The 26,659-nt window shown below is 72.4% G+C and carries 25 protein-coding genes; 12 read left to right on the top strand and 13 right to left on the bottom strand.

Annotated elements, in window-relative coordinates; translation table 11 throughout:
• Positions 1–110: 110 nt before the first annotated feature.
• Positions 111–689 (bottom strand): HAD family phosphatase, encoded by a 579-nt coding sequence (locus tag HHX31_RS06685; RefSeq protein WP_169946134.1) that lies wholly within the window; start codon positions 687–689, stop codon positions 111–113.
• A 30-nt stretch (positions 690–719) separates the two neighbouring features.
• The gene (locus HHX31_RS06680; protein ID WP_169946132.1) at positions 720–1,553 is read right to left on the bottom strand and encodes a hypothetical protein; all 834 of its coding nucleotides are present in this window, start codon (positions 1,551–1,553) and stop codon (positions 720–722) included.
• A 151-nt stretch (positions 1,554–1,704) separates the two neighbouring features.
• Between HHX31_RS06680 and arfB the strand changes: the two genes are divergently transcribed.
• Positions 1,705–2,127: an alternative ribosome rescue aminoacyl-tRNA hydrolase ArfB gene (arfB, locus tag HHX31_RS06675; RefSeq protein WP_169946130.1), complete on the top strand. Its 423-nt coding sequence runs from the start codon at positions 1,705–1,707 to the stop codon at positions 2,125–2,127.
• A 283-nt stretch (positions 2,128–2,410) separates the two neighbouring features.
• On the top strand, positions 2,411–4,213 hold the full coding sequence (locus HHX31_RS06670; RefSeq protein ID WP_169946128.1) for a hypothetical protein: 1,803 nt from the start codon (positions 2,411–2,413) through the stop codon (positions 4,211–4,213).
• A 91-nt stretch (positions 4,214–4,304) separates the two neighbouring features.
• On the opposite strand, the gene HHX31_RS06665 is transcribed toward HHX31_RS06670, so the two are convergent.
• Together HHX31_RS06665 and HHX31_RS06660 are read right to left on the bottom strand one after the other, a co-directional pair.
• Positions 4,305–4,952 (bottom strand): hypothetical protein, encoded by a 648-nt coding sequence (locus tag HHX31_RS06665; RefSeq protein ID WP_169946126.1) that lies wholly within the window; start codon positions 4,950–4,952, stop codon positions 4,305–4,307.
• Positions 4,953–4,994: 42 nt separating this feature from the next.
• Complete coding sequence (locus HHX31_RS06660) at positions 4,995–5,774, bottom strand: HAD-IIA family hydrolase (protein WP_169946124.1); 780 nt, start codon at positions 5,772–5,774, stop codon at positions 4,995–4,997.
• Between the two features lie 88 nt (positions 5,775–5,862).
• Between HHX31_RS06660 and HHX31_RS06655 the strand changes: the two genes are divergently transcribed.
• The gene (locus HHX31_RS06655) at positions 5,863–6,906 is read left to right on the top strand and encodes an LLM class flavin-dependent oxidoreductase (protein ID WP_169946122.1); all 1,044 of its coding nucleotides are present in this window, start codon (positions 5,863–5,865) and stop codon (positions 6,904–6,906) included.
• A 3-nt stretch (positions 6,907–6,909) separates the two neighbouring features.
• On the opposite strand, the gene HHX31_RS06650 is transcribed toward HHX31_RS06655, so the two are convergent.
• Both HHX31_RS06650 and HHX31_RS06645 read right to left on the bottom strand, forming a co-directional pair.
• Positions 6,910–7,569: a response regulator transcription factor gene (locus tag HHX31_RS06650; protein WP_169946120.1), complete on the bottom strand. Its 660-nt coding sequence runs from the start codon at positions 7,567–7,569 to the stop codon at positions 6,910–6,912.
• The gene (locus tag HHX31_RS06645; RefSeq protein ID WP_311931629.1) at positions 7,548–8,813 is read right to left on the bottom strand and encodes a sensor domain-containing protein; all 1,266 of its coding nucleotides are present in this window, start codon (positions 8,811–8,813) and stop codon (positions 7,548–7,550) included. Before HHX31_RS06645 ends, HHX31_RS06650 begins: the two co-directional genes overlap by 22 nt.
• 135 nt (positions 8,814–8,948) lie before the next feature.
• On the opposite strand from HHX31_RS06645, the gene HHX31_RS06640 reads away from it, so the two are divergent.
• Together HHX31_RS06640 and HHX31_RS06635 are read left to right on the top strand one after the other, a co-directional pair.
• Complete coding sequence (locus HHX31_RS06640) at positions 8,949–9,563, top strand: class I SAM-dependent methyltransferase (protein WP_169946118.1); 615 nt, start codon at positions 8,949–8,951, stop codon at positions 9,561–9,563.
• Positions 9,556–10,224: a DedA family protein gene (locus HHX31_RS06635; protein ID WP_169946116.1), complete on the top strand. Its 669-nt coding sequence runs from the start codon at positions 9,556–9,558 to the stop codon at positions 10,222–10,224. The genes HHX31_RS06640 and HHX31_RS06635 overlap by 8 nt, the downstream gene beginning before the upstream one ends.
• Here the strand turns inward: HHX31_RS06635 and HHX31_RS06630 are convergent.
• Positions 10,130–11,023: a TIGR03619 family F420-dependent LLM class oxidoreductase gene (locus tag HHX31_RS06630; protein ID WP_169946114.1), complete on the bottom strand. Its 894-nt coding sequence runs from the start codon at positions 11,021–11,023 to the stop codon at positions 10,130–10,132. The genes HHX31_RS06635 and HHX31_RS06630 overlap by 95 nt on opposite strands.
• 24 nt (positions 11,024–11,047) lie before the next feature.
• Between HHX31_RS06630 and HHX31_RS06625 the strand changes: the two genes are divergently transcribed.
• Positions 11,048–11,893 (top strand): phosphotransferase, encoded by an 846-nt coding sequence (locus HHX31_RS06625; protein WP_311931628.1) that lies wholly within the window; start codon positions 11,048–11,050, stop codon positions 11,891–11,893.
• A gap of 46 nt (positions 11,894–11,939) precedes the next feature.
• Positions 11,940–12,173, top strand: coding sequence for a zf-TFIIB domain-containing protein (locus HHX31_RS06620; RefSeq protein ID WP_249345669.1), 234 nt, complete (start codon positions 11,940–11,942; stop codon positions 12,171–12,173).
• Between the two features lie 53 nt (positions 12,174–12,226).
• Here the strand turns inward: HHX31_RS06620 and HHX31_RS06615 are convergent, their stop codons facing one another.
• Positions 12,227–13,810 carry an ABC-F family ATP-binding cassette domain-containing protein gene (locus HHX31_RS06615; RefSeq protein WP_169946107.1) on the bottom strand — a complete coding sequence of 528 codons (1,584 nt, stop codon included), beginning with the start codon at positions 13,808–13,810 and terminating at the stop codon, positions 12,227–12,229.
• A 333-nt stretch (positions 13,811–14,143) separates the two neighbouring features.
• Here HHX31_RS06615 and efeU point away from each other — a divergent pair, with 333 nt between their 5' ends.
• The 3 genes from efeU to efeB are packed head-to-tail and all read left to right on the top strand — an operon-like array spanning position 14,144 to position 17,450.
• Positions 14,144–14,989 carry an iron uptake transporter permease EfeU gene (efeU, locus tag HHX31_RS06610; RefSeq protein WP_169946106.1) on the top strand — a complete coding sequence of 282 codons (846 nt, stop codon included), beginning with the start codon at positions 14,144–14,146 and terminating at the stop codon, positions 14,987–14,989.
• 14 nt (positions 14,990–15,003) lie between these two features.
• A complete protein-coding gene (gene efeO / locus HHX31_RS06605) occupies positions 15,004–16,146 on the top strand; it encodes an iron uptake system protein EfeO (protein ID WP_169946104.1) in 1,143 nt (380 codons plus the stop codon).
• Positions 16,143–17,450 (top strand): iron uptake transporter deferrochelatase/peroxidase subunit, encoded by a 1,308-nt coding sequence (efeB, locus tag HHX31_RS06600; protein ID WP_311931627.1) that lies wholly within the window; start codon positions 16,143–16,145, stop codon positions 17,448–17,450. The genes efeO and efeB overlap by 4 nt, the downstream gene beginning before the upstream one ends.
• 26 nt (positions 17,451–17,476) lie before the next feature.
• Here efeB and HHX31_RS06595 read toward each other — a convergent pair whose 3' ends face one another.
• From HHX31_RS06595 to HHX31_RS34145, 5 genes are all read right to left on the bottom strand, one after another.
• Positions 17,477–19,441 (bottom strand): CehA/McbA family metallohydrolase, encoded by a 1,965-nt coding sequence (locus tag HHX31_RS06595; RefSeq protein WP_311931626.1) that lies wholly within the window; start codon positions 19,439–19,441, stop codon positions 17,477–17,479.
• Between the two features lie 98 nt (positions 19,442–19,539).
• Positions 19,540–20,544, bottom strand: a complete 1,005-nt coding sequence (meaB, locus tag HHX31_RS06590; protein ID WP_169946100.1) for a methylmalonyl Co-A mutase-associated GTPase MeaB — start codon at positions 20,542–20,544, stop codon at positions 19,540–19,542.
• Complete coding sequence (gene scpA, locus HHX31_RS06585; protein ID WP_169946098.1) at positions 20,541–22,673, bottom strand: methylmalonyl-CoA mutase; 2,133 nt, start codon at positions 22,671–22,673, stop codon at positions 20,541–20,543. The genes meaB and scpA overlap by 4 nt, the downstream gene beginning before the upstream one ends.
• A complete protein-coding gene (locus HHX31_RS06580; RefSeq protein WP_169946096.1) occupies positions 22,670–24,469 on the bottom strand; it encodes a methylmalonyl-CoA mutase subunit beta in 1,800 nt (599 codons plus the stop codon). Before HHX31_RS06580 ends, scpA begins: the two co-directional genes overlap by 4 nt.
• A gap of 78 nt (positions 24,470–24,547) precedes the next feature.
• Positions 24,548–24,736 carry a peptidoglycan-binding protein gene (locus HHX31_RS34145; protein WP_249345667.1) on the bottom strand — a complete coding sequence of 63 codons (189 nt, stop codon included), beginning with the start codon at positions 24,734–24,736 and terminating at the stop codon, positions 24,548–24,550.
• A 160-nt stretch (positions 24,737–24,896) separates the two neighbouring features.
• Here HHX31_RS34145 and HHX31_RS34140 point away from each other — a divergent pair, with 160 nt between their 5' ends.
• The gene (locus tag HHX31_RS34140; protein WP_249345665.1) at positions 24,897–25,277 is read left to right on the top strand and encodes a hypothetical protein; all 381 of its coding nucleotides are present in this window, start codon (positions 24,897–24,899) and stop codon (positions 25,275–25,277) included.
• A gap of 216 nt (positions 25,278–25,493) precedes the next feature.
• The gene (locus HHX31_RS06570) at positions 25,494–26,615 is read left to right on the top strand and encodes a DUF5925 domain-containing protein (RefSeq protein WP_169946094.1); all 1,122 of its coding nucleotides are present in this window, start codon (positions 25,494–25,496) and stop codon (positions 26,613–26,615) included.
• Positions 26,616–26,659: the final 44 nt, after the last annotated feature.

Genomic DNA, 26,659 nt, shown 5'->3' with positions numbered 1-26,659 from the left:
ACTCCAGTAGGTTGAGTTATGTCGGCTCAACTAACAGGAGTCCGATCCTGTTCCCTGTTCTGCGCCCGTTCGCTGTGAGCGATCGTAATTGTGTAATCGCCGCAGGCGGCTCAGGTCAGCAGCGCCTTGAGGTCCTCGCGCAGCGCGGCGGCGTCCCGGAAGTGGACGACGCCGAGCCCGGCCCGCTCCGCAGCCGCGATGTTCTCCAGCCGGTCGTCCACGAAGACGAGGTCGGCGGGGGCGACCCCGAGCCAGGCCACGGTCTCGTGGAAGATCTCCGGCTCCGGCTTCACCAGGCCCATCCGGCCGCTGTAGAAACGCGGGCCGATCGGCCGCATGAACGGCAGCCCGTCGATGCCCTCGGCGACGCAGACCGGCATGTTGGACAGCAGCGCCATGGGCACCCCCACCCCGGCGAGCTCGTCGATGATCGCCACCGTCTCCTCGTTGGGCCGCGACCAGCTCGCCACGTCGAGGGCGACGACCGCGTCCAGGTCCCGGCCGGCCATCGGCCTGCCGTACACGTGGGACCAGTACGCGGCGGGGTCGAGCGAGCCCCGGTCGAAGTCGAGCCGCACCTCCCAGTAGCGGGCCTCGAACCCCGGATCACCTCCCGCCATCCGCTCGACGTCCTCGGGGGCCTGGGGGAGCGACACGACGTTGCCGTAGTCGAAAAGAACAGTCTTCATGGTCGTACGATCATAGCCCGTGTTCGTTAGTCAGGCCACGTACGCCTTGAGGAACTCGTTGGCGCTGCCGCAGCGCAGGTAGTTGCGCACGGTGTGGAAGTCGAGCCAGTCAATGTCGCAGGAGACGTCCCGGTCGACGCCGTCGAAGCACGACGCGAGCAGGGCGGGGATCGCGGCGATGTCGTCCTTGTCGGCGATGTTGACCCAGCGGCGCACCCCCGGCGGACGCGCCCCACGGCCCCGGACCGGGACCGGCGCGAGCCGCTCGAAGACGACGTCGCGCATGCCGAGCGGGCTGCCCAGCGTCACGAGCAGGTCGACCGAGAGATCGGGGTGCGCCCACAGCGCCTCGTACGTAACGACGCTGCCGAGGGAGTGGGCGACGACCACGCGGGGACGGCGCCTGCGCACGACGTCGGCCACCGCGTCGCGGGCCCGCACGCGCGGGTCACCTCCGCCCAGGTAGGCGGCCACCTCCGGGCAGAAGTCCTGCGCGAAGCGCACCGCCTGCGGGCCCATCCTCGTGAGCAGCCACTCGGCCAGCCGGTGGGCGAGACCCGTGAGCGACTCCCCCGCCGCGTCCCGGAAGGGCCCGCCGAGCTGGGCCGCCCAGTCGGCGAGGACCAGCTTGGCCGGCGTCTCCATCTGCCTGGGCGGCTTGGGAGGCCCGCTGCGCAGGTGGTGGGCGTAGTAGGCGATCTCGGCGAAGTAGTCGCCCGCGCCCCCGCGGCGGCCGGTGAGGCCCTCGTGCAGGTAGGCGTTCCACTTGGCCCGCATGGCCTCGGCGGCGCCGCCCGCCGACCGGCCCGCCTCCTCGTAGTAGTGGTACTTGCCGATGCCGTGGACGCCCACGATCGAGGTCATGCTCCCGCCATCCCTTCGCCGGAATACCGGGGGCCACTGTGCACGACGCGGTAGGCCACGACAACCGAAAGCCACGTACGCGGTGATAAATGGCGAGCGGTGGTGATATTCACCGATATAGGTTGGCCATCCGAATCGAGGGAGGAACGTCATGACAGTCCCGTTGCACGTGCGCGGCTCCATCGTCGTGCCCAACGCGGAACTCGCCTGGCGCTTCTCCCGCTCCTCCGGCCCCGGCGGTCAGGGCGTCAACACCACCGACAGCCGGGTCGAGCTGAGCTTCGACCTCGCGCGCACGACCGCGCTCGGCCCGGCACTGAAGGCCCGGGCGGCCGAGCGGCTGGCCGCCCGCCTGGTGGACGGCGTGGTCACGGTGACGGCCTCGGAGCACCGCTCGCAGTTGCGCAACCGGGAGGCGGCGCGGGAACGGCTCGCCGCCCTGCTCCGCGACGCAATCGCGCCGCCGCAGAAGCGGCGACGCCCGACGAAGCCGTCCAAGGGATCGGTCGAGCGCCGCCTGGCGGCCAAGAAGCACCGCTCCGACCTCAAGCGCCTGCGCCGCGCCGAGGGCTGAGCCCCGGCCCCGGAGCACCGCGCCAGGCGGCGAAACGGCCATATCAAAACGGCCATATCAAACGGCCTCATCAATGAAGCGACAATCGGTGGGATAAGAGCTCGCCGAGGTTCGTTTGCCGCTCCGGCCGCCGAGGAAATTCGGCGTACATCGATCCGTCACGGATCTTAGAGCGGACATTCTCGCCACCGAGGGAAAATCGGCAGTCTGGCGAGAATTGGTTGAAGGGGTGCAATTGCCCACAGTCGGCGATTTTGTTAGATCCATCGCGATAAGTGCCGCGTTGACCGTCATCTCCCCCCTGCTGGACGGCGTCGCCACGGCCGCCGTGGGAGTGGATTCCGGCGGCACCGCCACCATCTCTCCCGCGCCGCCGTACGGCGGACCCGGCGGAGCTTCGCGCGGCGGAGGGAACAGGAACAAGAACAAGAAGAGGCAGCGGCAGCATTCGCACCAGAAGGACGCGCAGAAGCAGAACGCGCTGCGCGATTTCACGCAGATCCTGGCACCGCTCCAGAAAGCCGGCTCGGACACCCGGGCGCTGCCCTACAACTGGCAGGCCGCGGGCGCGGAAGCCATTCCGTGGACCGGCCTGAACGGCGTGCAGAGCGCGGACAACAGGCCATGGAATCAGCAGGTCGCCAGCCCCGCACCCGGGACGACCGCGAACCTGGCGGCGAATCCCGCCACGGATCCTGCCGCGGACCCCGCGGCGGACCCAGCGGACCCGGCGGCGGACCCGCCGGACCCGGTGGTGGGAGCTCAACCGGTCCCCACCCCCGTCCCGATGCGCACCACGGGCACCGGCGACTACACACTGAGCTGGGACGACCGCAACGCCCAGGGGGACACGTACGCCGATCTCATCCAGCGGCTCCGTCAGGATCTCCAGTTCTCGCAGCCCGGCTACCGCTACACGAAGGTGTCGGAACTGCTGACCGGCTCCCTCCCCGGTGGTCCCTTCGCCAACCGGAGGTGCCCCGCTCCGACTCAGGACAGCGGCGCGCTGGTCACGCCCCAGGGTGAGCGGGTCCGCAATGTGGTCGACTGGTTCTGCCTGGCCCCCGAGGACGCCACCGGCCCGTGGACACCGCAGGGAATCAGCGGCACCTCGGATTCGACCGCACAGGGGACGGCCTATGACGACACCGCCAAGGCGTTCGTCTTCTCGTGGCACGGTCCCGCCAACAACAGGTCGCGTGTGACCTTCCTGAACGAGGTGGGCACCGGGCCGTTCAACCACTACCAGCATGTCCTTCTGGTGAATCCGTTCGCGGACGCGAGCGGCCCCGTCTCCTTCGGTCCCATGCAGATCCACACCGGTGGAATCGTCTGGTATCACCAATATCTGCTCATCGCCGACGACAACCGGGAGCATCCGGAAAACAACGGCATTCTCATCTTCGACCTGCGCGACCTCTTCGATCTGCGGCTGAGCGAGGTCAGCGACATCACCGACACCGGACGGCCGATCGGCCTGCACAACGGCACCTACTACTCCCAGGGCTACCGGTACATCCTGCCCCTGCTGGGCATCTGGCGGCCGCAGGTCACCGGCGTACGGTGCGCGTCCATGAGCAGGCCGCCGTGCTTCGGATATCTCGGTCTCGACCGGAGCACGACACCGCCGAGCGTGCTCACCGGTGAGTGGTGCGACGCCCGTCAGCCCACGCCCACCTGCAGGCCGGCCTCGCCGCAGGCGGCGGCCCCGACGGGCCGCGTCGCGCGATACAGGATGGCGCCCGACAACAGCGCGTGCGACCGGGGCTGTCTCGCGTACGGCTCCGACGGCAGGGCGCGCGCGACCGCGGCGTACACGCAGCCGACCCCCTGGACGCAGGGTGGCATCTCGTGGAACGGCCTCTACCAGTTCACGATGAGCAACAACAAGGTGGCCACCCTGGGCCGGCGTTACGACGCGGTCCCTGGCGGACCGCCGGTGCCGCACTTCGCGGCCAGGGGTGTGCAGGAGCTCTACTGGCACCGATCCAGCGATCCGGCCCAGCCTCCGATCCTGTGGTCGCTCACCGAAGGAGAAGGGGTGAAGAACCGGGTGTTGTACGGGGTCGATCCCTGGATCCCGTAGGTCGGCGCGGCGAGTAGCGACGGCTGACGCTCTCCCCGGACGCTCCGTGCCCGCGGAGAGCGTCAGCCCTGTGGACCTCCGAGACGCGCGCTCAGATCCGCCGGTCCTCCATCTCCCAGATGTGGTCGGCCACGTGCCAGATGACGCGGCGCGCGGCGTACCGGACCGGCCATCCCTCGCCGCCGGGCGGGAAGGCCTCTGAGGGCTCTGAGAGCACCCGCGTGATGTCCGCGCGCATGGCGGTCAGGCCGGCCTCGCCGGTGAAGGGCTTGTGCCGCACGCCGATCTTCCGGGCGTACGCGCGCTCGGCCTCCACGACATGGGAGACCATCTTGTCCCGGTCCCTGCCGCCGCCCCTGGGGCCCTTGCGCAACTCCTCCGGAGACGCCGCGGCCACCTCGGCGAAGACCGCCCACGCCGCGCGGGCGAGGGCGGCCGTGCGCGCGGCCTCCGGCGCGTCCACCGGCTCCCGGTCGAAGCCGGGGATGGCGGAGATCGCGCCGAAGTCCGTCGTTCTGTCGCCCTTGACCCGTGCGACGACCTCCGGCTCCCCTGGCGCGAACTCCAGCCCCGCCCGCTCGGCGATCACCCGGAAACGCGGGGCGTAGTCCACGAGGGCGCCGAGCGCGGCTTCCTCGGTCTTGCCGATGCGGCACCAGCCCGGCCAGTCGATCGAGCAGGCGAAGACCTTCTTGGGGCCGATCTCCAGGTAGACGCGATGGTTGACGCGATGGTTCATGCCGGCCAGCATGGCACCCGTACCTGACGGAACGCGTCAGGTTCAGACCAGCTCGATGAGGTCGGCCACGGAGTTGACCACCTGCGTGGGCCGGAACGGATAACGGTCGATCTGGTCCTTCTGGGTGACGCCGGTGAGCACGAGGATCGTGTGCAGTCCGGCCTCGATGCCGCAGACCACGTCGGTGTCCATGCGGTCGCCGATCATGGCGGTGGTCTCGCTGTGCGCGTCGATCTGGTTGAGCGCGCTGCGCATCATCATCGGGTTCGGCTTCCCGACGAAGTACGGCTCCACCCCGGTCGCCTTGGTGATCATCGCGGCCACCGCGCCGCACGCCGGCAGCGAGCCCTCCGTCGAGGGGCCGATGGGGTCGGGGTTGGTCGCGATGAACCTGGCGCCGTTTTCGATCAGCCGGATCGCCCGCGTTATCGACGTGAAGCTGTAGGTGCGGGTCTCGCCCAGCACGACGTAGTCCGGGTCGAGATCGGTCAGCACGTAGCCGACCTCGTGCAGGGCCGTGGTCAGCCCCGCCTCGCCGACGACGTACGCCGAGCCCTCGGGCCGCTGGTCGGCGAGGAACTTGGCCGTCGCGAGCGCGGAGGTCCAGATCGACTCGGGCGGCACGTCCAGCCCGGCCGCGCGCAGCCGTACGGACAGGTCGCGGGCGGTGTATATCGAGTTGTTGGTGAGGACGAGGAACCGCTTCCCCGACTCCTTCAGCCGCCTGACGAACTCGTCGGCACCCGGCACCGGCTGGCCCTCGTGGACCAGCACGCCGTCCATATCGGACAGCCACGACTCGATGGGCTTTCGCTCGCTCATGGTCCAAGCATGGCAGGTGACGGACGAGCCAAGCACATACCACGCCACGTCCGGAAATATCCGGCTGAAACCTCCGGTTGGGCCCTGCATGAGCGATGACAACATCCGCGGGGTGCCGCGCGGGACGGCCGAGGTGCCGCTGTCCATCCTGGAGCTCGCGACCGTCGGAGAGGGCTCGACGCCCGGCGAGGCGCTGCGCGACGCCACCGCGCTCGCCCAGCGGGCCGAGGACTGGGGGTACCACCGCATCTGGGTCGCCGAGCACCACGGCATGCCCGGCGTGGCAAGCTCCTCCCCCGCCGTGCTCATCGCGCATCTCGCGGCGGCGACCCGGTCGATCCGCATCGGTTCCGGCGGCGTGATGCTGCCCAACCACGCTCCGCTGGTCATCGCCGAGCAGTTCGGCACGCTGCACGCCCTGCACCCCGGCCGGATCGACCTCGGGCTCGGCCGCGCCCCGGGGACCGACATGGCGACGGCGAACGCCCTGCGCCGCTCCGCCGAGGTGGACCCGGACGACTTCCCGCAGCAGGTGGCCGAGCTGACCGGCTTCCTCGACGCCGCCTTCCCGCCCGGCCACCCGTACGCGCGGATCCAGGCGGTGCCGCGCGGCGACGACCGGCCGCCGGTCTGGCTGCTCGGCTCCAGCGGCTTCAGCGCGCGGCTGGCCGGGCTGCTCGGGCTGCCGTTCGCCTTCGCCCACCACTTCAGCGCCGCCAACACCGAGCCCGCGCTCGACCTCTACCGCGACTCGTTCCGGCCCTCCGAGGTGCTCGACCGGCCGTACGCGCTGATCGGCGTGGCCGCCGTCGCCGCCGACACCGAGGAGGAGGCGCTGCGCCAGACCATGCCGGGCGCGCTGTCGTGGCTTCGCCTGCGGCAGGGGCGGCCCGGCCGCACGCCCACCCCGGAGGAGGCGGAGGCGTACCCGTACAGCCCGATGGAGCGGGAGTTCGTCCGCGAACGGCTGTCGACCGTCGTGCACGGCGACCCGCAGACCGTGCGCGCCGGGCTGGAGGAGCTGCGCAAGCGCACCGGCGCCGACGAGCTGATGATCACCACCCAGGTCCACGGCGGCGCCGCCCGCCTTCGCTCCTACGAGCTGATCGCCCAGGCGTACGGGATGGTCTAGCCGCTAGCCGCGCAGGAACGTCACGACGGCGAGGACGCGGCGATGGGCGTCCTCGTCTGGCGGCAGGTCGAGCTTGGCGAGGATGTTGCCGATGTGCTTGCCGACGACGGCCTCCGACACCGCCAGCGCGCGGGCGATCGCGGCGTTCGACCTGCCCTCGGCCATGAGCGCGAGGACCTCCCTCTCCCGCGGGGTGAGCCGCCGCAACGGGTCGCGGCGGCGGCGCAGGAGCTGGCGCACGACCTCCGGGTCCACGACCGTGCCCCCGCCCGCGACGGTGGTCAGGGCGGCCACGAACTCCTCGACCTCCCCGATCCTGTCCTTGAGGAGGTAGCCCACGCCGGTGCCGTCCCCTGAGTCGAGCAGTTCGGCCGCGTAGGTCTGCTCGACGTACTGGCTCAGCACCAGGACGGCGAGCCCGGGGTGCGCGGCGCGCAACGCCACGGCGGCCCGCAGTCCCTCGTCGGAGAAGCCGGGCGGCATCCGCACGTCGGTGACGACGATGTCGGGGGCGTGCTCCTCCACCGCTTCCACCAGCCCCTCGGCGTCGCCCGCGGTGGCGGCCACCCGGTGGCCGAACCTGGCCAGCAGCGTGGCCAGTCCCTCGCGGAGCAGCACGCCGTCCTCGGCGATGACGACGGTCAGGGAACGGCCGGCAGGCATTCGATCTCCGCGCGCAGCAGGGTGGGGCCGCCCGGCGGGCTCGACAGCATCAGCCTGCCCTCGAACGCCGAGACGCGGTCGGCGAGCCCGGCGAGGCCGGTTCCTGCGGTCACGTCGGCGCCGCCCACCCCGTCGTCCCTGATCTCGACGGTGAGCAGCCGGCCGTCGAGGCGGCACCGCACGCGGGCGCGCTCGGCTCCGCTGTGCTTGGCCACGTTGGCCAGGCCCTCGCTGACGACGAAGTAGGCGACCGACTCCACCGGTCCGGGCAGCCGGGGGACGTCCACGTCGACCTCGACAGGGACGGGCGACCGGTCGGCCAGTTCCGCGACCGCGGCGGGCAGGCCGCGGTCGGCGAGGATGCGGGGATGGATGCCGCGGATCAGGTCGCGGATCTCCGCGAGGGCGAGCTTCGCCTCCTCGTGCGCCCTGGCCACAAGATCGGCCGCCTCCTCCCCCCGGGAGACCTTGGCCAGGCCGAGCGTCATGGTCAGCGCGACCAGCCGCTGCTGCGCGCCGTCGTGCAGATCGCGCTCGATGCGCCGCCGCTCCACCTCGAACGCCTCGACCAGGCGGCTGCGCGAGCGGGTCAGCTCGGCGAGCCGCTCGCCCGGCTCGGCCTTCCCCGGCGTGAGCAGCAACCTGGCCAGCAGGGCGTGCGCGGTCGCGAGGGCGGTGATCGGGTACGCCGCCAGCACGAGCACCGCGACCCCGAGGAGCCCGGCGGCGAACGCCTCGGCGAGCGAGTCGAGCGGCCAGAACTTCAGCAGCACGATGGGCCCCGCCTCCGCCACGCTGACCGGGGCGAAGATCATCACGAGCGGCACCAGCAGGCCGTACGTCACGGCTATCAGCTCGACCGGGCCGAGCACGACGGCCAGCAGGCCCGTGTAGGCGAGGGCCCGCCAGGTCGCCTGCTCCCGCAGGCGCGTCCCGAGCCATCCGCGCGGTCCGGGGGGCGCGGGGCGGTGAGGGCTCGGCGCGGGCTCCGCGTCCATGATCCGCAGCCGCCGGCGTTCGAGCGCGCCCAGCGGCACGGCGGCGGCCACCGGGAGCGCCAGCAGCGGCACTCCCACCAGGAAGACGGTGAGCAGCGCCCCCGCGGTCAGCGAGACGACCAGCGCCGCCAGCACGACCACGCCGACGACCGCGCCCGTCACCAGGTAGGCGAGGGCGCGCCAGGGCAGCGAGGTCACCAGCAGGTCCCTGCGGGCGAGGGCCTGCCACGAGCCGTTGAGGCGCACCCGACTCACCCTAGAGGCCGTCCGTGCCCGGCCGAAGACGGCCTGGCCCCCCTGCGGAGGTATGGCCGGCCATACCTCCGCAGGGGGGCCGGGACGGCTGGTGGACCCGGGTTCCGCACCGGTCTGATGGGCCGCATGAACGAAGCAGTCCAGCAGATCTCCGACCTGAGGGCGTTCGCGGGCGTGGCGCTGCGCAGGCAGGGCGTCGTGGGAGCCGTGGCCCCGAGTTCGCGCTCGCTCGCGCGGGCCCTCACCGCCGTCGTCCCGACGACCGGTCCCGCCGTGATCGTGGAGCTCGGGCCCGGCACCGGCGCGATCAGCGAGGCCATCAGGGAACGGCTCGCCCCCGGCTCCCGCCAGCTCGCCGTCGAGATCGACCCGGGGATGGTGGCGCACCTGCGGCGCGCCCGGCCCTGGCTGGACGTGCTGCAGGGCGACGCGGCCCGCCTCGGCGCGCTGCTGGCCGGACGGGGAGTCTCCCGGGTGGACGCCGTGATCAGCACGCTGCCGTGGACGCTGCTCCCCGAGGACGCGCAGGAGTCGATCCTCGGCGAGGTCGGGCGGGTGCTGCGCCCGGCGGGGGCGTTCACGACGGTGACCTATCTGCCCGCGGTGCCACTGGCACGGGCGCGGCGCTTCCGGCGCCGCCTGCGCGCCGCCTTCGACGAGGTGCTCACGACCGGGCCGGTCTGGCGCAACGTTCCGCCCGGCCTCGCGTACGTGTGCCGGAGGCCGGTGGATCATGGCTGACCTGCTCGGCCGCCTTCCGGTTCCCCTTGTGCTCGCGGTCGCGGCGATGCTGATCGTCGCCGAGGCCGGCACGCTCGCCGGGGTGGTGCTGCCGGGGACGAGCGTGCTGGTGGCCCTCGGCTACCTCACCCGCCTCGGCGTGCTGCCGCTCGCCGGGACGATCGCCGTGGCCGTGGCGGCCGCCGTCGCCGGCACGCACCTGTCGTACGCCCAGGGCCGCAGACGCGCGGGCGCCGCGACCATCCACCCCCTGGCGGGCCGGTTCGCGCCCGCCGCGTGGGCGCGGGCCCGCCGCATGGTGGCGAGGAGAGGCGCCTGGGCCGTCGCGGGCGGTCAGTGGCTCGGCGCCGCCCGCACCCTCGTCCCCAGGCTCACGGGCTGGTCGGGCGTGCCGTACGCGGCCTTCGCCCGCGTCAGCGTGCCCACGGCGGCGGCGTGGGCGACGACCCTCGTGACCCTCAGCAGGTTCGTCCCCGACCTCGCGGACGCGGTGACCGCCCACCTCGCGGTCGCCGGGCCGCTGGTGGTGGGGCTCGTCCTCGTCGTGTCCCTGACGGCGGCGGAGCTCACCGGGGGGCGAGCGCTTCCAGGGCCTCTTCGGCGCGGCGCATGGAGTCGCGGGGGTCGGCCTGGGGATTGCCGATCTCGGGGTCGAAGTTGAGGTCGTGGAACACCTCCGTCACGCCCTTGGCGGCGAGCGCCTCGACGTCCCCCCGGATCTTGTCGTACGACCCGGTCAGCGGGCCCTCCTCCGACGTCCTGACGCGGGTGACGCCGCGGACGACGAAGCGCAGGGCGCCTGGGTCGCGGCCCGCCTGCCGTGCCGCCTCCTTCACGATGGCGATCTGCTGGTCGATCGTGCCCAGGTCGGCGCGGCTGGAGCTGATCCAGCCGTCGGCGATCCGCCCGGCCCGCTCCAGCGCCACCCGGGCCGTGCCGCCGAGCATCACCGGCGGCGGCGTCGCCGGTCTCGGGTCCTGGTGCGAGGGCGGCACCTCGTAGAACTCGCCCTTGTGCTCGACGACGTCCTCGGTCCACAGCCGTCGCAGCAGGGCGACGTACTCCTCGCCGCGCCTGCCGCGCCGCTCCATCGGCACCCCGGACGCGGCGAACTCCTCGGGCAGCCAGCCGAGACCGAGGCCCACGTCGAGCCTGCCGCCCGACACCTCCTGGAGGGTGGCGAGCTGCTTGGCCATCAGCACCGGGGAGACGAAGGGCAGGTTGAGCACGGCCACCCCGAGCCGCACCCGCTCGGTGACGCCCGCCAGGTACGCGAGCGCGACGACGGGGTCGTGCACGCTCCGGTAGACCGGGCCCATCGGGTTGCCCACGGGATAGAGCAGGCGCTGGAACGTCCACACCCCGTGGTAGCCGAGTTCGTCGGCGCGGCGCGCGATCCGCCTCATGTTCTCCGGCGTGGCCCACGAACCCGACACCGGCACACAGAAACCAACCTTCATGACGACACCCTAGGGTTGTCCCACGTGATCGAGGAACTGGCGCGGCTCGCGCGCCGCGACGGACCGGTGACGGTGCTCAAGAAAGGCCGCGTGCTCGTCGTCAGGGCCGGGGACGTGGTCGTCAAGGCGCATCCCCCCGGCACAGACGAGCGCGCCCTGCGCGCCCGCCTCGAGGCCGTACGAGACCTCCCCGGGATCATGCTGCCTCCCCTCGGCCTCGAACGGCTCGACGGCAGGCTGGTCACGATCTGGCCCGCCGGTGAGGCGCTGACCATGGCCGACGTGGACGCCGGGACCACCCCATGGGAGGAGGGCGGCCGGCTGCTCGCCCTGTTACACGCCCGCCCGGCGCCCGCCGGCCTGCCTCCCGCCGGCGGGCCGGCGCGGCTGGCCCGCGCCATGGCGGACCTGGCGGCCGCCGGTGTCCCGGACGACGTCGCCGCCCCGATCCTCGCGGCGTACGCGACGCTGCCGCCCGCCAGGGACGGCGGCGCGCTGACGCACGGCGACTGGCATCTCGGCCAGATCGTCCGGTACGACGGCGCGTGGCTGCTGATCGATCCCGACGACCTCGGCGGCGGAGACCCCGCCTGGGACCTGGCCCGTCCCGCCGCGTGGTACGCCGCGGGACTGCTCGGCCCCGACGACTGGGAACGGTTCCTGACCTCCTATCTCGCGGCGGGCGGAACGGCCGTGTCCAGGGACGATCCGTGGCGGGAACTCGACGCGCCGGCCCGGGCGTTGACCGTCCAGCTGACCGCGACGGCGGTGGCCACTGCGGCGAAATCGGGGAATTCCCCCGACGACGCGGCGCAGGCGCTACTGTCCGCGTGCGGGAGGATCGTCGCGGTCGCGAAGGCCGGGACCTGATCGAGGGAGAGTTCGTCACATGGAGTGCCCCAAGTGCCGTGGCCGGATGCGGACGTTCGACCGCAACGGGGTCCACATCGAGCAGTGCGACAACTGCCGCGGAATCTTCCTGGACTACGGCGAGCTCGAGACGCTCAGCCGGATGGAGTCCCAGTGGGCCCAGCAGCACTACGCTCCCCCGCCGCCCGCGCACGGCGGGCCGGCCTGGGGCGGCGGCCACCACGGCGGGCACCACGGACACCGCCGCAACAGCTGGGTCGGCATGCTGTTCTCCAGCTGAGAGCCTTCGCGGAAGGGCCGCGGCCGGGTTTCCGGCCGCGGCCTTTCGCGTGCTCAGCGCGCCGGCCCCAGCCCCTCCGGGCCGAGCGCGAGCCACCTGGTGATGCCGATCGACTCCAGGAACGGCAGGTCGTGGGAGACCACCACGAGCGCTCCCCGGTAGGCCGCCAGCGCCTGCGCGAGCCTGCCGACGCTGACCAGGTCGAGGTTGTTGGTCGGCTCGTCGAGCAGGAGGAGCCGCGGCGCGGGCTCGGCCAGCAGCAGCGAGGCCAGCACGGCGCGGAACCGCTCGCCGCCCGACAGCGTCCCCGCCGGCCGTTCGGCCCGTGCGCCCCGGAACAGGAACCGGGCGAGCCCGGCCCTGACGGCGTTCACCGACGCGGTGGGCGCGACCGCCCGCACGTTGTCGACCAGGCTGAGCGCGTCGTCGAGCACGTCGAGCCGCTGCGGCAGGTAGCGCACCGGGACGTTCAGCCGGACCGTGCCCCCGGCCGCCGGGATCTCCCCCAGGACGGTGCGCAGCAGCGTCGTCTTGCCCGAGCCGTTCGGCCCCAGCAGGGCGACGCGCTCAGGTCCGCGCACGACCAGGTCGCCGATCGGCCCGGCGGCGGTGCGCACGCCGGCCAGTTCGAGCACCGTGCGCCCGGCCGGCACCTCGGTGGCGGGCAGTTCCACCCGGATCTCGGCGTCGTCGCGCACCGCCTCCTCCGCCTCGGCCAGCCGCTCGCGGGCCGCGGCCACCCTGTCCTCGTGCATGAGCCGGTGCTTGCCCGCGGACACCTGGGCCTGGCGTTTGCGCTCCTGCATGATGATCTTCGGCTCGCGCTTCTGCTCGTACATCTTGTCTCCGTAGCGCACCCGCCTGGCGAGCTTGGTCCGCGCCTCGGCCAGCTCGCGCCGCTGGCGGCGCAGGTCGCCCTCCGCCGCGCGGACCATCCGCTCGGCCGCCTCCCGCTCGACCGCGAGCACCTCCTCGTACTCGCTGAGCGTGCCGCCGAAGGTACGGCGGGCGGGCAGGTCGGCGATCTGGTCCACCAGGTCGAGCAGCGTGCGGTCGTGGCTGACGACGACCAGAGTCCTCGTCCACGAGGAGACGGCGTCGTACAGGCGCGACCGCGCGTCGAGGTCGAGGTTGTTGGTCGGCTCGTCGAGCAGCAGCACGTCGGGCTCCGCGAGGAACCGCGCGGCGAGCCCGACCATGACGGTCTCCCCGCCCGACAGCGTCGCGACGGTCCGGTCGAGGCCGACCCCCGCGAGCCCGAGACGGCCGAGCTCGGCCAGGGCGCGCTCCTCGACGTCCCAGACCACCGCGTCGTAGTTCGCCTCGCTGAGGTCGCCCCGCTCGATCGCGTGCAGCGCCTCGCGCGCGGGCGTGATCCCCAGCAGGTCGGACACCGTACGGCTCGCGCCGAGCGGGAGGGTCTGCGGCAGGTAGCCCAGCCGCCCGGTGACCGACACCGAGCCGCTCGACGGGGCCAGCTCTCCGGCGATCAGCTTGAGCAGGGTCGACTTCCCGCTGCCGTTGACGCCGACGAGCCCGGTCCGGCCGGTGCCGAACGCGAAGTCGAGCTCCTCGAAGACGGGCGTGCCGTCGGGCCAGGAAAACGACAGATCCGTACAGATGATGGAATAAGACATGAGGCGGCTCCGGGTATCCCAAGGGCGGAATGGTGATCGAACGCGTGGGACACCGCGGGCACGGGCCGCGAGGCGAGGGGCATGCCTGAGGTCGCTGCGCCGGACCACCGAGGGCGGCCGTGGCGCGGTGTCGGACCTCAGAGCTTCAAGTGACCCCTCCGGGGGCGCGGCGACAGGACGTCCGTCACGGTAACCGGAGGGCGGGGACGGACGCCAGCTAATTACTCCGCGGGCGCCTTGTTCCGCGAGGGCCGGTCTGACTTATGCGGGTCTTGTCGGTAAGGTGATCCTGACCTAACTTAGGTAAGGCTTACCGTGCGCCCGGGGGGCGATGTGTTCGCGAGTTATCTCATCGGGCTTCGAGAGGGCCTGGAGGCGGCGCTCGTCGTCTCCATCCTCGTGGCATTCCTCGTCAAGAGCGACCGCCGGGAGCGGCTGCCCCTGGTCTGGGCCGGCGTCGGCGTCGCCGTCGCGCTGTCCGTGGGGTTCGGCGCGCTGCTGACCTTCACCGCGGCCCACCTGTCCACGCAGCAGCAGGAGCTCTTCGACGGCGTCACGTCGCTGGCCGCGACCGTCTTCGTCACCTTCATGGTCTTCTGGATGCGCACGGCCGCCCGGAAGATATCGGGCGAGCTGCGCCAGAAGATGGGCGAGGCGCTGGAACTCGGCGCCACCGCCGTCGTCGTGGTGGCGTTCCTGGCGGTCGCGCGCGAAGGGCTGGAGACGGCGCTGCTGTGGTTCGCCGCCGTCCAGGGCGCGACCAGCAGCGCGAGCCCGCTGGTGGGCATCACGCTCGGGCTGCTCACCGCGGTGGCTCTGGGCTGGGGGCTGTACCGCAGCGCGCTGCGGATCAACCTCACCAAGTTCTTCACCTGGACGGGCCTGCTGCTGATCCTGGTCGCCGCCGGGATCTTCAAGTACGGCGTGCACGACCTGCAGGAGTCGGGGCTGGTGCCCGGGCTGAACGCCCACGCCTTCGATATCAGCGGCGTGCTCGACCCCAGCGCCTGGTACTCCACGCTGCTCAGCGGCATGTTCAACATCACCCCGCAGCCCAGCGTGCTCGAGGCCGTCGCCTGGGTCGTCTACGTGGTTCCCGTCCTGATCCTCTTCCTTCGGCGGCCCTCGGCGAAGGCGCCCGCCAGCCCCGCCCCCACGTCGGCCCAGCCCGCTTCCTGACCGGAGACCACCCGATGCGCACCCCCTTCGTCCTCGCCACCGCGGCGCTGGCTCTCGCCGGTCTCACCGCCTGCTCGGCCACGGAATCGGGCTCCGGTGGCACGACCGGGGCGGCCGCGGCCGGCGACGGGAAGATCGCCGTGGCCGCCACCGACACCGAGTGCGGTGTGGCGAAGTCCGAGCTGGCAGCCGGCACCTCGACCTTCTCCATCACGAACAAGGGCACGAAGGTGACCGAGTTCTACGTGTACGCGGCGGGCGACCGGATCATGGGCGAGGTCGAGAACATCGTCCCCGGGCTCACCCGCGACCTCGTGATAGAGCTGCCGGCGGGCATGTACGAGACCGCGTGCAAGCCCGGCATGACCGGCAAGGGCATCCGCGGCGCCCTCAAGGTCAGCGGCGAGAGCAAGCCGCTGACCAGCGACGCGAAACTCGCCGAGGCCGTGGCCGGCTACAAGCGCTACATCAAGAGCCAGTCGGACACGCTGCTCGCAAAGACCAGGGAGTTCACCGAGGCGGTCAAGGCCGGCGACGTGGACAAGGCCAAGGAGCTCTACCCGGTCGCCCGCACCTACTGGGAGCGCGTCGAGCCGGTGGCCGAGGTCTTCGGCGACCTCGACCCGGCCATCGACGCCCGCGAGAACGACGTGGCCGACGGCGAGGAGTGGACCGGCTTCCACCGCATCGAGAAGGACCTGTGGGTCGAGAAGGACGTGAAGGGCGACGGTCCGATCGCCGACAAGCTCATGGCCGACGTGACCACCATCGTGGAGAAGTCCGCGGCGCTGGAGCTGTCTCCCGTGCAGCTCGCCAACGGCGCCAAGGGACTGCTCGACGAGGTCGCCACCGGCAAGATCACCGGTGAGGAGAACCGCTACTCCCACACCGACCTGTGGGACTTCGACGCCAACCTGCAGGGCTCCAAGGCCGCCGTCCAGGCGCTGCGCCCGGTGCTGGAGGAGCGCGACCCCGACCTGGTGAAGACGCTCGACGAGAAGTTCGCCGACGCCGAGGCCGCGCTCGGCGCGCACCGCCGCGGCGACGGATGGCAGCTCCACACGGAACTGTCGAAGGCCGACCTCAAGGCGCTGTCCGACGCGATCAACGCACTGGCCGAGCCGATCAGCAAGGTGGCCTCGGTGGTGGCCCGGTGACGGGCGGCACTGCGGGCGAAGGCACTGCGGGCGAAGGCACTGGGGGCGGCGGCATCAGCCGCAGGCGGCTGTTCGGCCTGGGCGCGGCCGGCGTCGCCGCCGTGGGTGCCGTCGGGGCCGGGGCGGTCGCCGGCCGGTCCTTCGCGCCGGAGCCGGTCGCCCACGCCGCCGCGGCCTCCGCCGACCCCGTGCCCTTCTACGGCCCGCACCAGGCGGGCATCACCACGCCCGCCCAGGACCGGCTGCACTTCGTGGCGTTCGACGTCATCACGAAGAAGAAGGCCGAGCTGGTGGAGCTGCTCCAGGAGTGGACCGCCGCCGCGGCCAGGATGACCCAGGGCAAGGACGCCGGCACCTTCGGCGCCGTGGGCGGGTCGCCCGAGGCGCCCCCGGACGACACCGGCGAGGCGCTCGGCCTGCCCGCCTCCGGGCTGACGCTGACCATCGGCTTCGGCCCTTCGCTGTTCGACGAGCGGTTCGGCCTCGCCGACCGCAGGCCGCCCGCGCTGGCCGACCTGCCCGCGTTCCCCGGCGAGGACCTGCGGCCCGAGCTCTCCGGCGGCGACATCTGCGTGCAGGCCTGCGCGCACGACCCGCAGGTGGCGGTGCACGCCATCCGCAACCTCGCCAGGATCGGCTTCGGCAAGGTCTCCGTCCGCTACTCGCAGCTCGGTTTCGGGCGCACCTCGTCCACCTCCAGGTCGCAGGCGACGCCGCGCAACCTGATGGGCTTCAAGGACGGCACCAACAACCTGAAGCTCGAGGACACCGCCATGCTGCGCGACCACCTGTGGGCCGCGCCCGGCGACGGACCCGCGTGGATGGACGGCGGCTCCTACCTCGTCACCCGCAAGATCCGCATGCACATCGAGACCTGGGACCGCGCCCCGCTGTCGGAGCAGGAGGCCATCTTCGGCCGCGACAAGGGCGAGGGCGCGCCGCTCACCGGGCACAAGGAGTTCGACGCGCCGGACTTCGCCAGGAAGGGCCCGGACGGGCAGCCCGTGATCGCCGGCGACGCCCACGTACGGCTCGCGCACCCCGACGCCCACGGCGGCGCGCGGCTGCTGCGGCGCGGGTACAACTTCGTGGACGGCTCGGACGGCCTCGGGCGGCTCGACGCCGGCCTGTTCTTCATCGCCTACCAGCGCGACCCGCGCAAGCAGTTCGTCCCCATCCAGCGGACGCTGTCGGCGAAGGACTCGCTGAACGAGTACATCAAGCACGTCTCCAGCGGCCTGTTCGCCTGCCCGCCCGGCGTGACCGACGGCGGCGACTACTGGGGCCGCACGCTGTTCTCCTGATCCCTCCCGGCCACTGCTGGCCGGGGTCACAGGCGGGACTCGTAGACGGCCCTGGCCTTCTCCATCAGGTCGAGATGGTCACGGAGCTGTGCCCGGCTTCGCAGCCGGGCGCTGGCCCTCACCAGCTCGCCCAACAGGTCCAGCCACCGCAGGCACCACCGCACGTCCTCCTCCCGCGCCACGTGCCGTCCCCGCACGTCCAGGTAGACCGGGCTGGTGTGGGCGTACGCCCGGCCGCGCGGCGACCGCGGATGGCGGCCGCCGTGCACCACGACGACCACGTAGTCGGCGTCGCCCACGGGCAGGGACGCGGTGATCTCACCGCCCTGGCCCTCGGCGAGCACGCCCGCGGCCGTCCTGATCTCGATGTGCTCCACCTCCGGCCCCACGGCCCGCGCCCGGATCGCCACCGTCTCGCCGCCGTCCAGGTGGAGCGTCTCCCCCGGCCCCAGGCCGTTGACGGTGAGCTCCAGCCAGGGGCCGGTGGTGGCGAACGTGCGCCCTCGCCGTACGGCCTCGGCGAACGACTCGGCGCTGAGCGGCCCGTCCACCCTGGCGTACACGCGCTCCCAGCCCGGCGGGCTGGAAACGGTCTCCTGACGGGTGAACGACAGCATGGTGTCGGTCCCGGCGAGCACCGCGAGCCGGTTGCCCGCGCCGACCAGCCTCCGGTAGACCTCGGCGGTGCCCGGCTCCTGCGACAGGTCGCCGAAGTGGAGCACCTCCACCCCGTCGACCAGGCCGAGCGCGGCGTCCACGACCAGGGCGCGGCCGGTGCAGTTCCTGGTCCCCACGCCCGCGACGTCCTCCGGGGAGGAGATCGGGCCGTGGAAGGGGTGCGCGTACCCGAGCACGGCCCGCGGCTCGCGCAGGCCGCCGCAGGCCGCGGCGTTGGGCGGCCAGTCGGCGTCCGCGCCGAAGCCCGTGTGGTAGACGTCGGGCGGCACGGCCACCCCGAAGACGTGGATGTGCCCGAACAGGTCGTTGCGGTACTCGACGCCCATCCGGGCCACGTGCCCGGCGTCCGACCACGGCAGATCGCGCCCGGCCCAGTGCTGGAGCGCCTCCCTGTCGTAGACGCGCTCTCCCGCGACGTTGCCCGCGACGAGGTTCAGCACGTGCAGGTCCTCGCCGAGTTGCGCGGCGGCCGCCTCGGCCGGATCGGCGACCAGGTCGCCCGCCCAGTTCATGTGGACGTGCAGGTCGCCGCCGTACCAGCCGAGCGCGGCCGCGTCGTACAGCCGCTGCGGCGTGAGCCCGACCAGGGTCTCCTCCCCCGCCCTGGGGACGACCGTCGTCTCGGCGACGCCGTACTCCATCCCGCGCGCCACCCGGATCGCCACCGGTTCCGCGGGCACGTCGAGCACGACGTCGTCGCCGTGGAAGAACGGCACGTCGTCGTTGTCGCGCCGTTCCGGCGCCCCGTCCGGATACCACCCGTGGCCGTCCGCCGAGGTGACGCTCCACCGGCAAGGGAAGCCGGCGCGCAACCGGAGCCGCGCGGCCGGCGCGGGCCTGGCCAGCCCCGACAGGTCCACCGTCACATCGCCCACCGTGAGGACGGTCGCGGTCGTCACGTCGAGGAGCCTGGCCCCGCCCGCCGCGACGTCGTACGGCACGCCGTCGGCCGTCACCTCCACCGGGTGCGGCAGCCCGGAGTCGACCAGCAGGACGACGGGCGCCGGCGCAGGCGACAGCAGCGGCCGGGCCGGGCCGTGGTCCAGGCGGTGCGCCAGGCGGTGGCCGTCCGTGGTCAGCCGCAGGACCGCCAGGCCCCTGGGGACCTCGCCGTCCAGCGCGTCACGGAACTCCGCGTCGAGGTCGGGCCCGCCGCTCATCCGGCCCGCCTCCTCGGGAAACCGGAGAAACGGCATCATCCGGACATACCCCAGCGGAGGCTCTCCCCAGGTGATGCCATGCCTGGACAGCAACGCCCGGTACTCGCTCAGCGCGCGGGCAACCCGCGGCGGCGTCATCGGATCGTGGTTCACCGCACCTCCCCGTGATCGAAGAGGCACATCGTGACACGGTTCCGATGACGGAAAACACGCGACAGTGCATAACCCGTGACGCTGGGTAGCGAGGTTTCTCACTCAGGAGGAAAAGTGATCTCCCGAGTGTCAACCGCGGTGTCAAGCGCGTCACCGGCGGGCAGGAAGGCGGCCAGGATCCGGTCGGCGGCCAGCGCCGGGGTGAGGGCTCCCTCCAGGACCTGCCGTTCGATCTCCGGAGCGATCCCCGCGGTCGTCTCGCGGAGCATGGTCAGCAGCCGGTCGCGCACCAGCGCCCACGTCCACTCGACCTGCTGCCGGCTGCGCCGGGCCGCGAGGTCGGCGTCCTCCTGGTGGCGCACGACGTGCCGCCACAGCTCCTCGATGCCGGCGCCGGTGAGACCGCTGCAGGTGAGCACCGGCGTGGCCGCGCGCAGCAGCCGCAGCGCCCCGGACAGCTCCCGCGCCGCCTTGCGCGCGGCCGTCTCGTGCTCGCCGTCGGCCTTGTTGACCGCGATGACGTCGGCCAGTTCCAGCACGCCCTTCTTGATGCCCTGGAGCTGGTCTCCGGTGCGGGCGAGGGTGAGCAGGAGGAACGTGTCGACCATGTCGGCGACCGCGGTCTCCGACTGGCCGACCCCGACCGTCTCGACCAGCACGATGTCGTAGCCCGCCGCCTCCACGACGACGACGGCCTCCCTGGTGGCCTTCGCCACGCCGCCGAGCGTCCCCGCCGTGGGGGACGGCCGGATGAAGGCGTTCGGGTCCGCCGACAGCTTGGCCATCCGGGTCTTGTCCCCCAGGATGCTGCCGCCCGAGCGCCGCGACGAGGGGTCGACGGCCAGCACGGCCACCCGGTGCCCCTGCCCGGTGAGGTAGGTGCCGAGCCCTTCGATGAAGGTCGACTTGCCGACCCCGGGCACCCCGGACACGCCCACCCTGCGGGCCTTGCCGGAGTGCGGGGTGAGCTCGACCAGTAACCGCTGCGCCAGCTCCCTGTGGTCGGCCCTGGTCGACTCCACCAGCGTGATCGCCCTGGCGGTCCACCGCCGGTCGCCCGACAGCACGCCCTTGACGTAGTCCTCTACAGCCGGTGCGCTCACTGGTGCCCCAGCCTGGCGGACAGCTCGCGCAGCAGCTCGAGAGCGGCGTCGGAGATCACCGTGCCGGGCAGGAAGATCGCCGAGGCGCCCGCCGCCCGCAACTCCCCGACGTCGCCCGGCGGGATCACGCCGCCGACCACGATCATGACGTCCTCCGCGCCGAGTCCGGCGAGCGCCCGCCGCAGCGCGGGCACCAGCGTGAGGTGCCCGGCCGCCAGCGAGGAGACCCCCACGACGTGCACGTCGGCCTCGACGGCCTGCCGCGCGACCTCCTCGGGCGTCTGGAACAGCGGGCCGACGTCGACGTCGAAGCCGAGGTCGGCGAAGCCGCTCGCGATCACCTTCTGGCCCCGGTCGTGGCCGTCCTGGCCCATCTTCGCGACGAGGATCCTGGGCCGGCGGCCCTCGGCCTTCTCGAACCTGGCGCACGCTTCACGGACGCGGTCCGCGGCGTCGCCCACCTCCGCGCGGTACACCCCCGATATCGTACGGATCTGCGCGGAGTGCCGTCCGAACACCTTCTCCAGCGCGTCGGAGATCTCCCCGACCGTCGCCTTGGCCCTGGCCGCGTCCACGGCGAGCTCCAGCAGGTTCTCCCCGCCGGCCGCGCCCTTCGTCAGCGCCTCCAGCGCTCCCGCGACGGCGTCGGCCGAGCGCTCCTCGCGCAGCCTGCGGAGCTTGTCGATCTGCTGGTTGCGCACGGCGGTGTTGTCGACCTTGAGCACCTCGATCGGCTCGTCCGCCTCGGGGCGGTACTTGTTGACGCCGATGACCGGCTGCCTGCCGGAGTCGATGCGGGCCTGGGTGCGGGCGGCGGCCTCCTCGATGCGCATCTTGGGCAGCCCCTGGTCGATCGCCCTCGCCATGCCGCCGGCCCGCTCGACCTCCTGGATGTGGCCCCACGCCGCCCGCGCCAGCTCGCGGGTCAGCCGTTCTACGTAGTAGGAGCCGCCCCAGGGGTCGATGACCCGGGTGGTGCCCGACTCCTGCTGGAGCAGCAACTGGGTGTTGCGGGCGATCCGCGCCGAGAAGTCCGTCGGCAGCGCGAGCGCCTCGTCCAGGGCGTTGGTGTGCAGCGACTGCGTGTGCCCCTGCGTCGCCGCCATCGCCTCGACGCAGGTGCGCACCACGTTGTTGTAGACGTCCTGGGCGGTCAGCGACCAGCCGGAGGTCTGGGAATGCGTGCGCAGCGACAGCGACTTGGGGTTGGCCGCGCCGAAGCCCTTGACCAGCCGGGCCCACAGCAGCCGGGCGGCGCGGAGCTTGGCGACCTCCATGAAGAAGTTCATGCCGATGCACCAGAAGAACGACAGGCGCGGCGCGAACGCGTCGATGTCGAGCCCGGCCGCGGTCCCGGCCCGCAGATACTCCACCCCGTCGGCCAGCGTGTAGGCCAGCTCCAGGTCGCAGGTCGCCCCCGCCTCCTGGATGTGATAGCCCGAGATCGAGATCGAGTTGAACTTCGGCATCCGCTGCGAGGTGTAGGCGAAGATGTCGGAGATGATCCGCATCGACGGGCCCGGCGGATAGATGTAGGTGTTGCGGACCATGAACTCCTTGAGGATGTCGTTCTGGATGGTCCCCGCCAGCTGCTCCTGCTTCACCCCCTGCTCCTCGGCCGCCACGATGTACAGCGCGAGGATCGGCAGCACCGCGCCGTTCATCGTCATCGACACGCTCATCCGGTCCAGCGGGATCCCGTCGAAGAGGATCCGCATGTCATGGATGGAGTCGATCGCCACGCCCGCCATGCCGACATCACCGGCGACGCGGGGATGGTCGGAGTCGTAGCCCCGGTGGGTGGCCAGGTCGAAGGCGACCGACAGCCCCTTCTGCCCCGCCGCCAGGTTGCGCCGGTAGAACGCGTTGGACTCCTCCGCCGTCGAGAACCCCGCGTACTGCCGGACGGTCCACGGCTGCGTCACGTACATCGTCGGGTACGGCCCGCGCAGGAAGGGCGCGATGCCCGGATAGGTCTCCGGGCCGTCCGGGAGGTCGGCTGCCGTGTAGAACGGCTTGACGGCGATGCCCTCCGGCGTCTCCCACACCTCGGCCTCTCCGGCCTCCCCGGCCGGGTGGTCCGCCGCGGCGCCCGACCCCAGGGCAATCTCCGAGAAGTCCGGAATCATCGGTTCACTCCCAGGTCGTCGAAGGTCCTGCGCAGCACCCCTAGCGCGTCGCATCCCGCGTACAAGGTGGCGTCCACCCCCTCATACTCTCCCTTTCCGGCCAGCCAGATCGTGCGCGCACCGGCCTCCCGCAGCGCCGCGGCGACCGCCGCCGCGTGCTCGCCGTAGAGCCGGTCGCCCGAGCACAGGCAGGCCACAGGGGTGCCGCAGTCGCGGAACGCCGCGGCGATCGCGGCCGGGTCGGTGCCGGGGCCGCTGGTGACGGTGGCGACGCCGCCCGCCGCGAACAGGTTGGCGGCGAACGCCGCCCGCGCGGTGTGCGCCGCGACCGGCCCGATCGTGGCCAAGAAGACCGTGGGCCGGTCCTCCTGGGCGTCGGCGAGGTCGCGCAGCGCCTCGAACTCCTCGGCGTAGCGCGCCACCGGCAGCCCGCCCCCGGACTTCGCGGCGAGCCCGCGGCCGGGCCGCCGGGTCACCCGCCTCTCCTTCAGGTCGGGGAACTCGCTGACTCCCGTGACCGGGTCGCGCCGGTGGGCGAGGTTGTCCGCGCGCCTGGCCCTCGTGGCCGCGAGCCGCTCGGGGACCAGCCCCGCCAGCGCGGCCTCCATGCCGCCGGCCCGCTCGATCTCCCTGAACCACTCCCAGGCCCGGGTGGCGAGGTCGTCGGTGAGCCGCTCCACGTACCACGAGCCTCCCGCGGGGTCGGCCACCCTGGCGACGCCGGCCTCCTCCACCAGCAGCGACTGGGCGTTGCGGGCGATGCGCCGGGCGAACGCGTCGGGCAGCCCGAGGCAGGCGTCGAACGGCTGGACGGTCACCGCGTCCGCCCCGCCCACGCCGGCCGCGAAGCAGGCCACGGTCGTGCGCAGCATGTTCACCCAGGGATCGCGGACGGTCATCATCGCCGACGAGGTCACCGCGTGCTGACGCTGCCCGCCTGACACCCCGACGACCTCGGCGACCCGCGCCCACATCCGCCGGGCGGCGCGGAGCTTGGCGATCGTGAGGAACTGGTCGGCGGTCGCGGCGTAGCGGAACTCGAGCTGCCCGAACGCCTGCTCGGCCGTCAGGCCCGCGCCGGTCAGCGCCCGCAGGTAGGCGACACCGGTCGCGATGGAGCAGCCCAGCTCGTCGGCGTCGGCGCCCCCCGCGTCGTGGTACGGCAGCGCGTCGACGGTGATCGCCCGCAGGCCGGGAAGATCCGCGGCGCAGCGGCGGGCGAGCTCGACCGCGAGACCGAGGTCCGCGCCCGCGCCGGTGCGGGCGGCGAGCCCAATCGGGTCGGCGCCCAGGTTGCCGCCGGGCACCGAGACTCCGTCGGCCAGGCGCAGGAACGCCTCCGCCGCCTCCGCCGTACGCGGTCCGGCGTCGAGGACGACCGGGGCGAGGTCGAGCAGGACGCCGTCCAGCACCGTGGGCAGCGCGGCCGGGTCGATCGCCTCCAGGTCGAGCCACAGGGACGTGACGCCGTTCTCCAGGTCGGCGTGGATCGCCTCCCGGGTGGCGGCGGGATCGGGGTCGGCGTGCCGCTGACGCACGTCCCAGGGTCCGGGGCCGCGCACCACCCGGGGCGCGTCCGGCAGGTCGGCGGCGTCGTACAGCGGAGCCACGGCGACGGCGTCGTAGGTGGTGGTGGACAGTGCGTCCTCGACCGCGTCCGGCGGGCCGTCCCAGCCGGATCTGCGCAGCACGTCGGCCGCCAGTTCCCGCCACCGCTCACGCGTGGCCTGCGGAAATCCCGCTGCGGGATCGGCGAGATCGCCGAAGTCGTCGAGTTCAACAGGCGGCACCGTCATGCACCGGATGCTAGTTGCACCGGTCCAACGTGCGGCTTCCGGGGTCCCGGTCCACGACGCCGTACGGTGGCGGGCGCTCTAGGGCTTGGCGGCGAAGGCGGCGTTCCAGGTGTCGGGGCCGACGACGCCGTCCACGTCGAGGCGCCGGTCCTTCTGGAACCTGCGGCACACCTCCTGGGAGGCCGGGCCGTACGCGCCGTCGACGTCGATGTCGTAGCCGAGCGCCTTCATCCGGGCCTGCCATGTGCGCACGTCGTCGCCGCGCATCACGGGGGGGATATCTCAGCAGCCGGCCGGGCCACTTCGTCCCGGGCTCAGGCTGGGGCTCGGGTTCGGGTTCCGGCTGTGTGGTGCCGGGCCGCGGCGCGCCCTTCTTGACCCAGGCGTAGAGCGGCCCGCCGGGGCAGTCGGTGGAGTAGCCGTCGCGGTGGCCCTTGATCTCCTTGCCCGCGCCGCCCTTGGCGCGCAGGTGTTCCACGGCGTCCAGGATCGCGTGCAGGATGCCGTCGGTCGGCTGGACCAGCCCGGCGTTGCCGACGAGACCGAGCACGGCGTAGTGGCCGGAGTTCAGTCCTGGCCCGTTGGCGGCCGGCAGGCGCCCCGGCCCGCGCCCGACGAAGACCTTCCGGTGCGGGCAGGCGACCATGGAGTATCCGATGTCGATCCAGCCGTTGCCGTCGATGTGGAAGTCCTGGATCGACTTCACCATGGCGACGCACCTGGCGTGGTCGGCGACGATTCCGGGATCGACCCTGCCGCCCGTGTAATGGACCTTCACGCCGCGGGTGGAGGACAGCGACGAATATGAGCCCCGGGGAGTACGCGCGCCCCATTCAGCGCGGGACACGAGATCGATGGCCACAGTGCTCTCCGTTGCACGCCGTATGACTGGACACCGAGCGTAGCGGTAACGCCTCAGCAGGTACTGCATTTTGCCCATATGAGACCGCCTAAACGGCAAAGCACGGTGAATATCACATAAATCCATTCGACAGAGCGCGACGTCCGCCGAGATCATGACGCTATGTCCGTTATCAAGGAGGTCGATTTCACTCCTCACTCCGCGCCCCCGCCGCCGGTGCCGATGCGGATCTGGCTCGACGACTCCGACACTCCGGCCGACGTGATCGACGCGATGGCCCTGTCCCCGTTCGCCACCGGGGAGCAGCCCTGGTCGCGCACGGCCACCCTCACTCGGATCCGCGCCGACGCCCCGCTGGCCCCCGAGGGCGGCCGCCTGCTGCGCGTCGCGCAGCACGGCGACGGGTACGAGACGCGGCTCATCGGAGGCGAGGGGTGGACGCTGCGGGTGGTCCGCAACTCCAACCGCTCCGCGACGCTGACCGCCACGGCCGTCAGCGAGAAGCTTGCCGGGTCGGTCATCGACCAGGCGACCAGGGACGCGGAGGAGGCGGCCCCCGACTCCGACCACGTGCGGATGGGCTTCTGGTGGCGGTCGAGTCACGGCCCCCACCGCTCCGCCAAGCCCATCACCACCTCGTCCTGGCAGGAGATCGGGCGGAACTACCCCCGTGCCGCGGCCGGCCGCCTTGACGCCCTCATGGCGACCACCGCGGCCGGCGTGACCGGCCGGCTGGTCCTCCTGCACGGCCCGCCCGGGACCGGCAAGACGACGCTGCTGCGCACGCTCGCCCGCGAGTGGGCGTCCTGGTGCCAGGTCGACTGCGTGCTCGATCCCGAACTGCTGTTCAACGACCCCGGCTACCTCATGGACGTCGCCGTCGGCTGGGACGGCCCGGGCGAGGACGACGAGCCGCGCTGGCGGCTGCTCGTCCTGGAGGACTGCGACGAGCTGATCCGCGCCGAGGCCAAGCAGTCCACGGGCCAGGGCCTGTCGCGCCTGCTCAACCTGACCGACGGCCTCCTCGGCCAGGGCAGGGACGTCCTCGTGGCGATCACCACGAACGAGGACCTGAGCCGGCTCCACCCGGCCGTCATACGGCCCGGGCGGTGCCTGGCCCAGATCGAGGTCGGCCGCTTCGAGCCGGACCAGGCGGCACAGTGGCTGGGCCGGGCGGACGGCGTCAGCCCCGGCGGGATGACGCTCGCCGAGCTGTTCGCCCTCCGGGACGGCCATCAGGCCGCCGCCGCGGATCCCGTCCCCGCGATCGGCCTCTACCTCTGATGGACCTCTGCTGATGTCCTGTGTGCCGGATACGTAAAACATCC

The sequence above is a fragment of the Microbispora sp. H11081 genome (assembly GCF_012999535.1).
Taxonomy (GTDB): Bacteria; Actinomycetota; Actinomycetes; order Streptosporangiales; family Streptosporangiaceae; genus Microbispora.
The sequence above is the reverse complement of the archived record's forward strand: the minus strand, read 5'-3'. Positions and strand labels throughout refer to the sequence as shown.

What these genes read in the sequence shown, in the direction of transcription:
- HHX31_RS06685 (WP_169946134.1), bottom strand. Translation starts at nt 689, where the DNA reads ATGAAGACTGTTCTTTTCGACTACGGCAACGTCGTGTCGCTCCCCCAG.
- scpA (WP_169946098.1), bottom strand. Translation starts at nt 22,673, where the DNA reads ATGATTCCGGACTTCTCGGAGATTGCCCTGGGGTCGGGCGCCGCGGCG.
- HHX31_RS06570 (WP_169946094.1), top strand. Translation starts at nt 25,494, where the DNA reads ATGTCCGTTATCAAGGAGGTCGATTTCACTCCTCACTCCGCGCCCCCG.
- HHX31_RS06640 (WP_169946118.1), top strand. Translation starts at nt 8,949, where the DNA reads ATGAACGAAGCAGTCCAGCAGATCTCCGACCTGAGGGCGTTCGCGGGC.
- HHX31_RS06580 (WP_169946096.1), bottom strand. Translation starts at nt 24,469, where the DNA reads ATGACGGTGCCGCCTGTTGAACTCGACGACTTCGGCGATCTCGCCGAT.
- HHX31_RS06630 (WP_169946114.1), bottom strand. Translation starts at nt 11,023, where the DNA reads ATGAAGGTTGGTTTCTGTGTGCCGGTGTCGGGTTCGTGGGCCACGCCG.
- HHX31_RS06680 (WP_169946132.1), bottom strand. Translation starts at nt 1,553, where the DNA reads ATGACCTCGATCGTGGGCGTCCACGGCATCGGCAAGTACCACTACTAC.
- arfB (WP_169946130.1), top strand. Translation starts at nt 1,705, where the DNA reads ATGACAGTCCCGTTGCACGTGCGCGGCTCCATCGTCGTGCCCAACGCG.
- HHX31_RS06620 (WP_249345669.1), top strand. Translation starts at nt 11,940, where the DNA reads ATGCGGACGTTCGACCGCAACGGGGTCCACATCGAGCAGTGCGACAAC.
- HHX31_RS06660 (WP_169946124.1), bottom strand. Translation starts at nt 5,774, where the DNA reads ATGAGCGAGCGAAAGCCCATCGAGTCGTGGCTGTCCGATATGGACGGC.
- HHX31_RS34145 (WP_249345667.1), bottom strand. Translation starts at nt 24,736, where the DNA reads ATGCGCGGCGACGACGTGCGCACATGGCAGGCCCGGATGAAGGCGCTC.
- HHX31_RS06635 (WP_169946116.1), top strand. Translation starts at nt 9,556, where the DNA reads ATGGCTGACCTGCTCGGCCGCCTTCCGGTTCCCCTTGTGCTCGCGGTC.
- efeO (WP_169946104.1), top strand. Translation starts at nt 15,004, where the DNA reads ATGCGCACCCCCTTCGTCCTCGCCACCGCGGCGCTGGCTCTCGCCGGT.
- HHX31_RS06650 (WP_169946120.1), bottom strand. Translation starts at nt 7,569, where the DNA reads ATGCCTGCCGGCCGTTCCCTGACCGTCGTCATCGCCGAGGACGGCGTG.
- HHX31_RS06665 (WP_169946126.1), bottom strand. Translation starts at nt 4,952, where the DNA reads ATGAACCATCGCGTCAACCATCGCGTCTACCTGGAGATCGGCCCCAAG.
- HHX31_RS06655 (WP_169946122.1), top strand. Translation starts at nt 5,863, where the DNA reads ATGAGCGATGACAACATCCGCGGGGTGCCGCGCGGGACGGCCGAGGTG.
- HHX31_RS06615 (WP_169946107.1), bottom strand. Translation starts at nt 13,810, where the DNA reads ATGTCTTATTCCATCATCTGTACGGATCTGTCGTTTTCCTGGCCCGAC.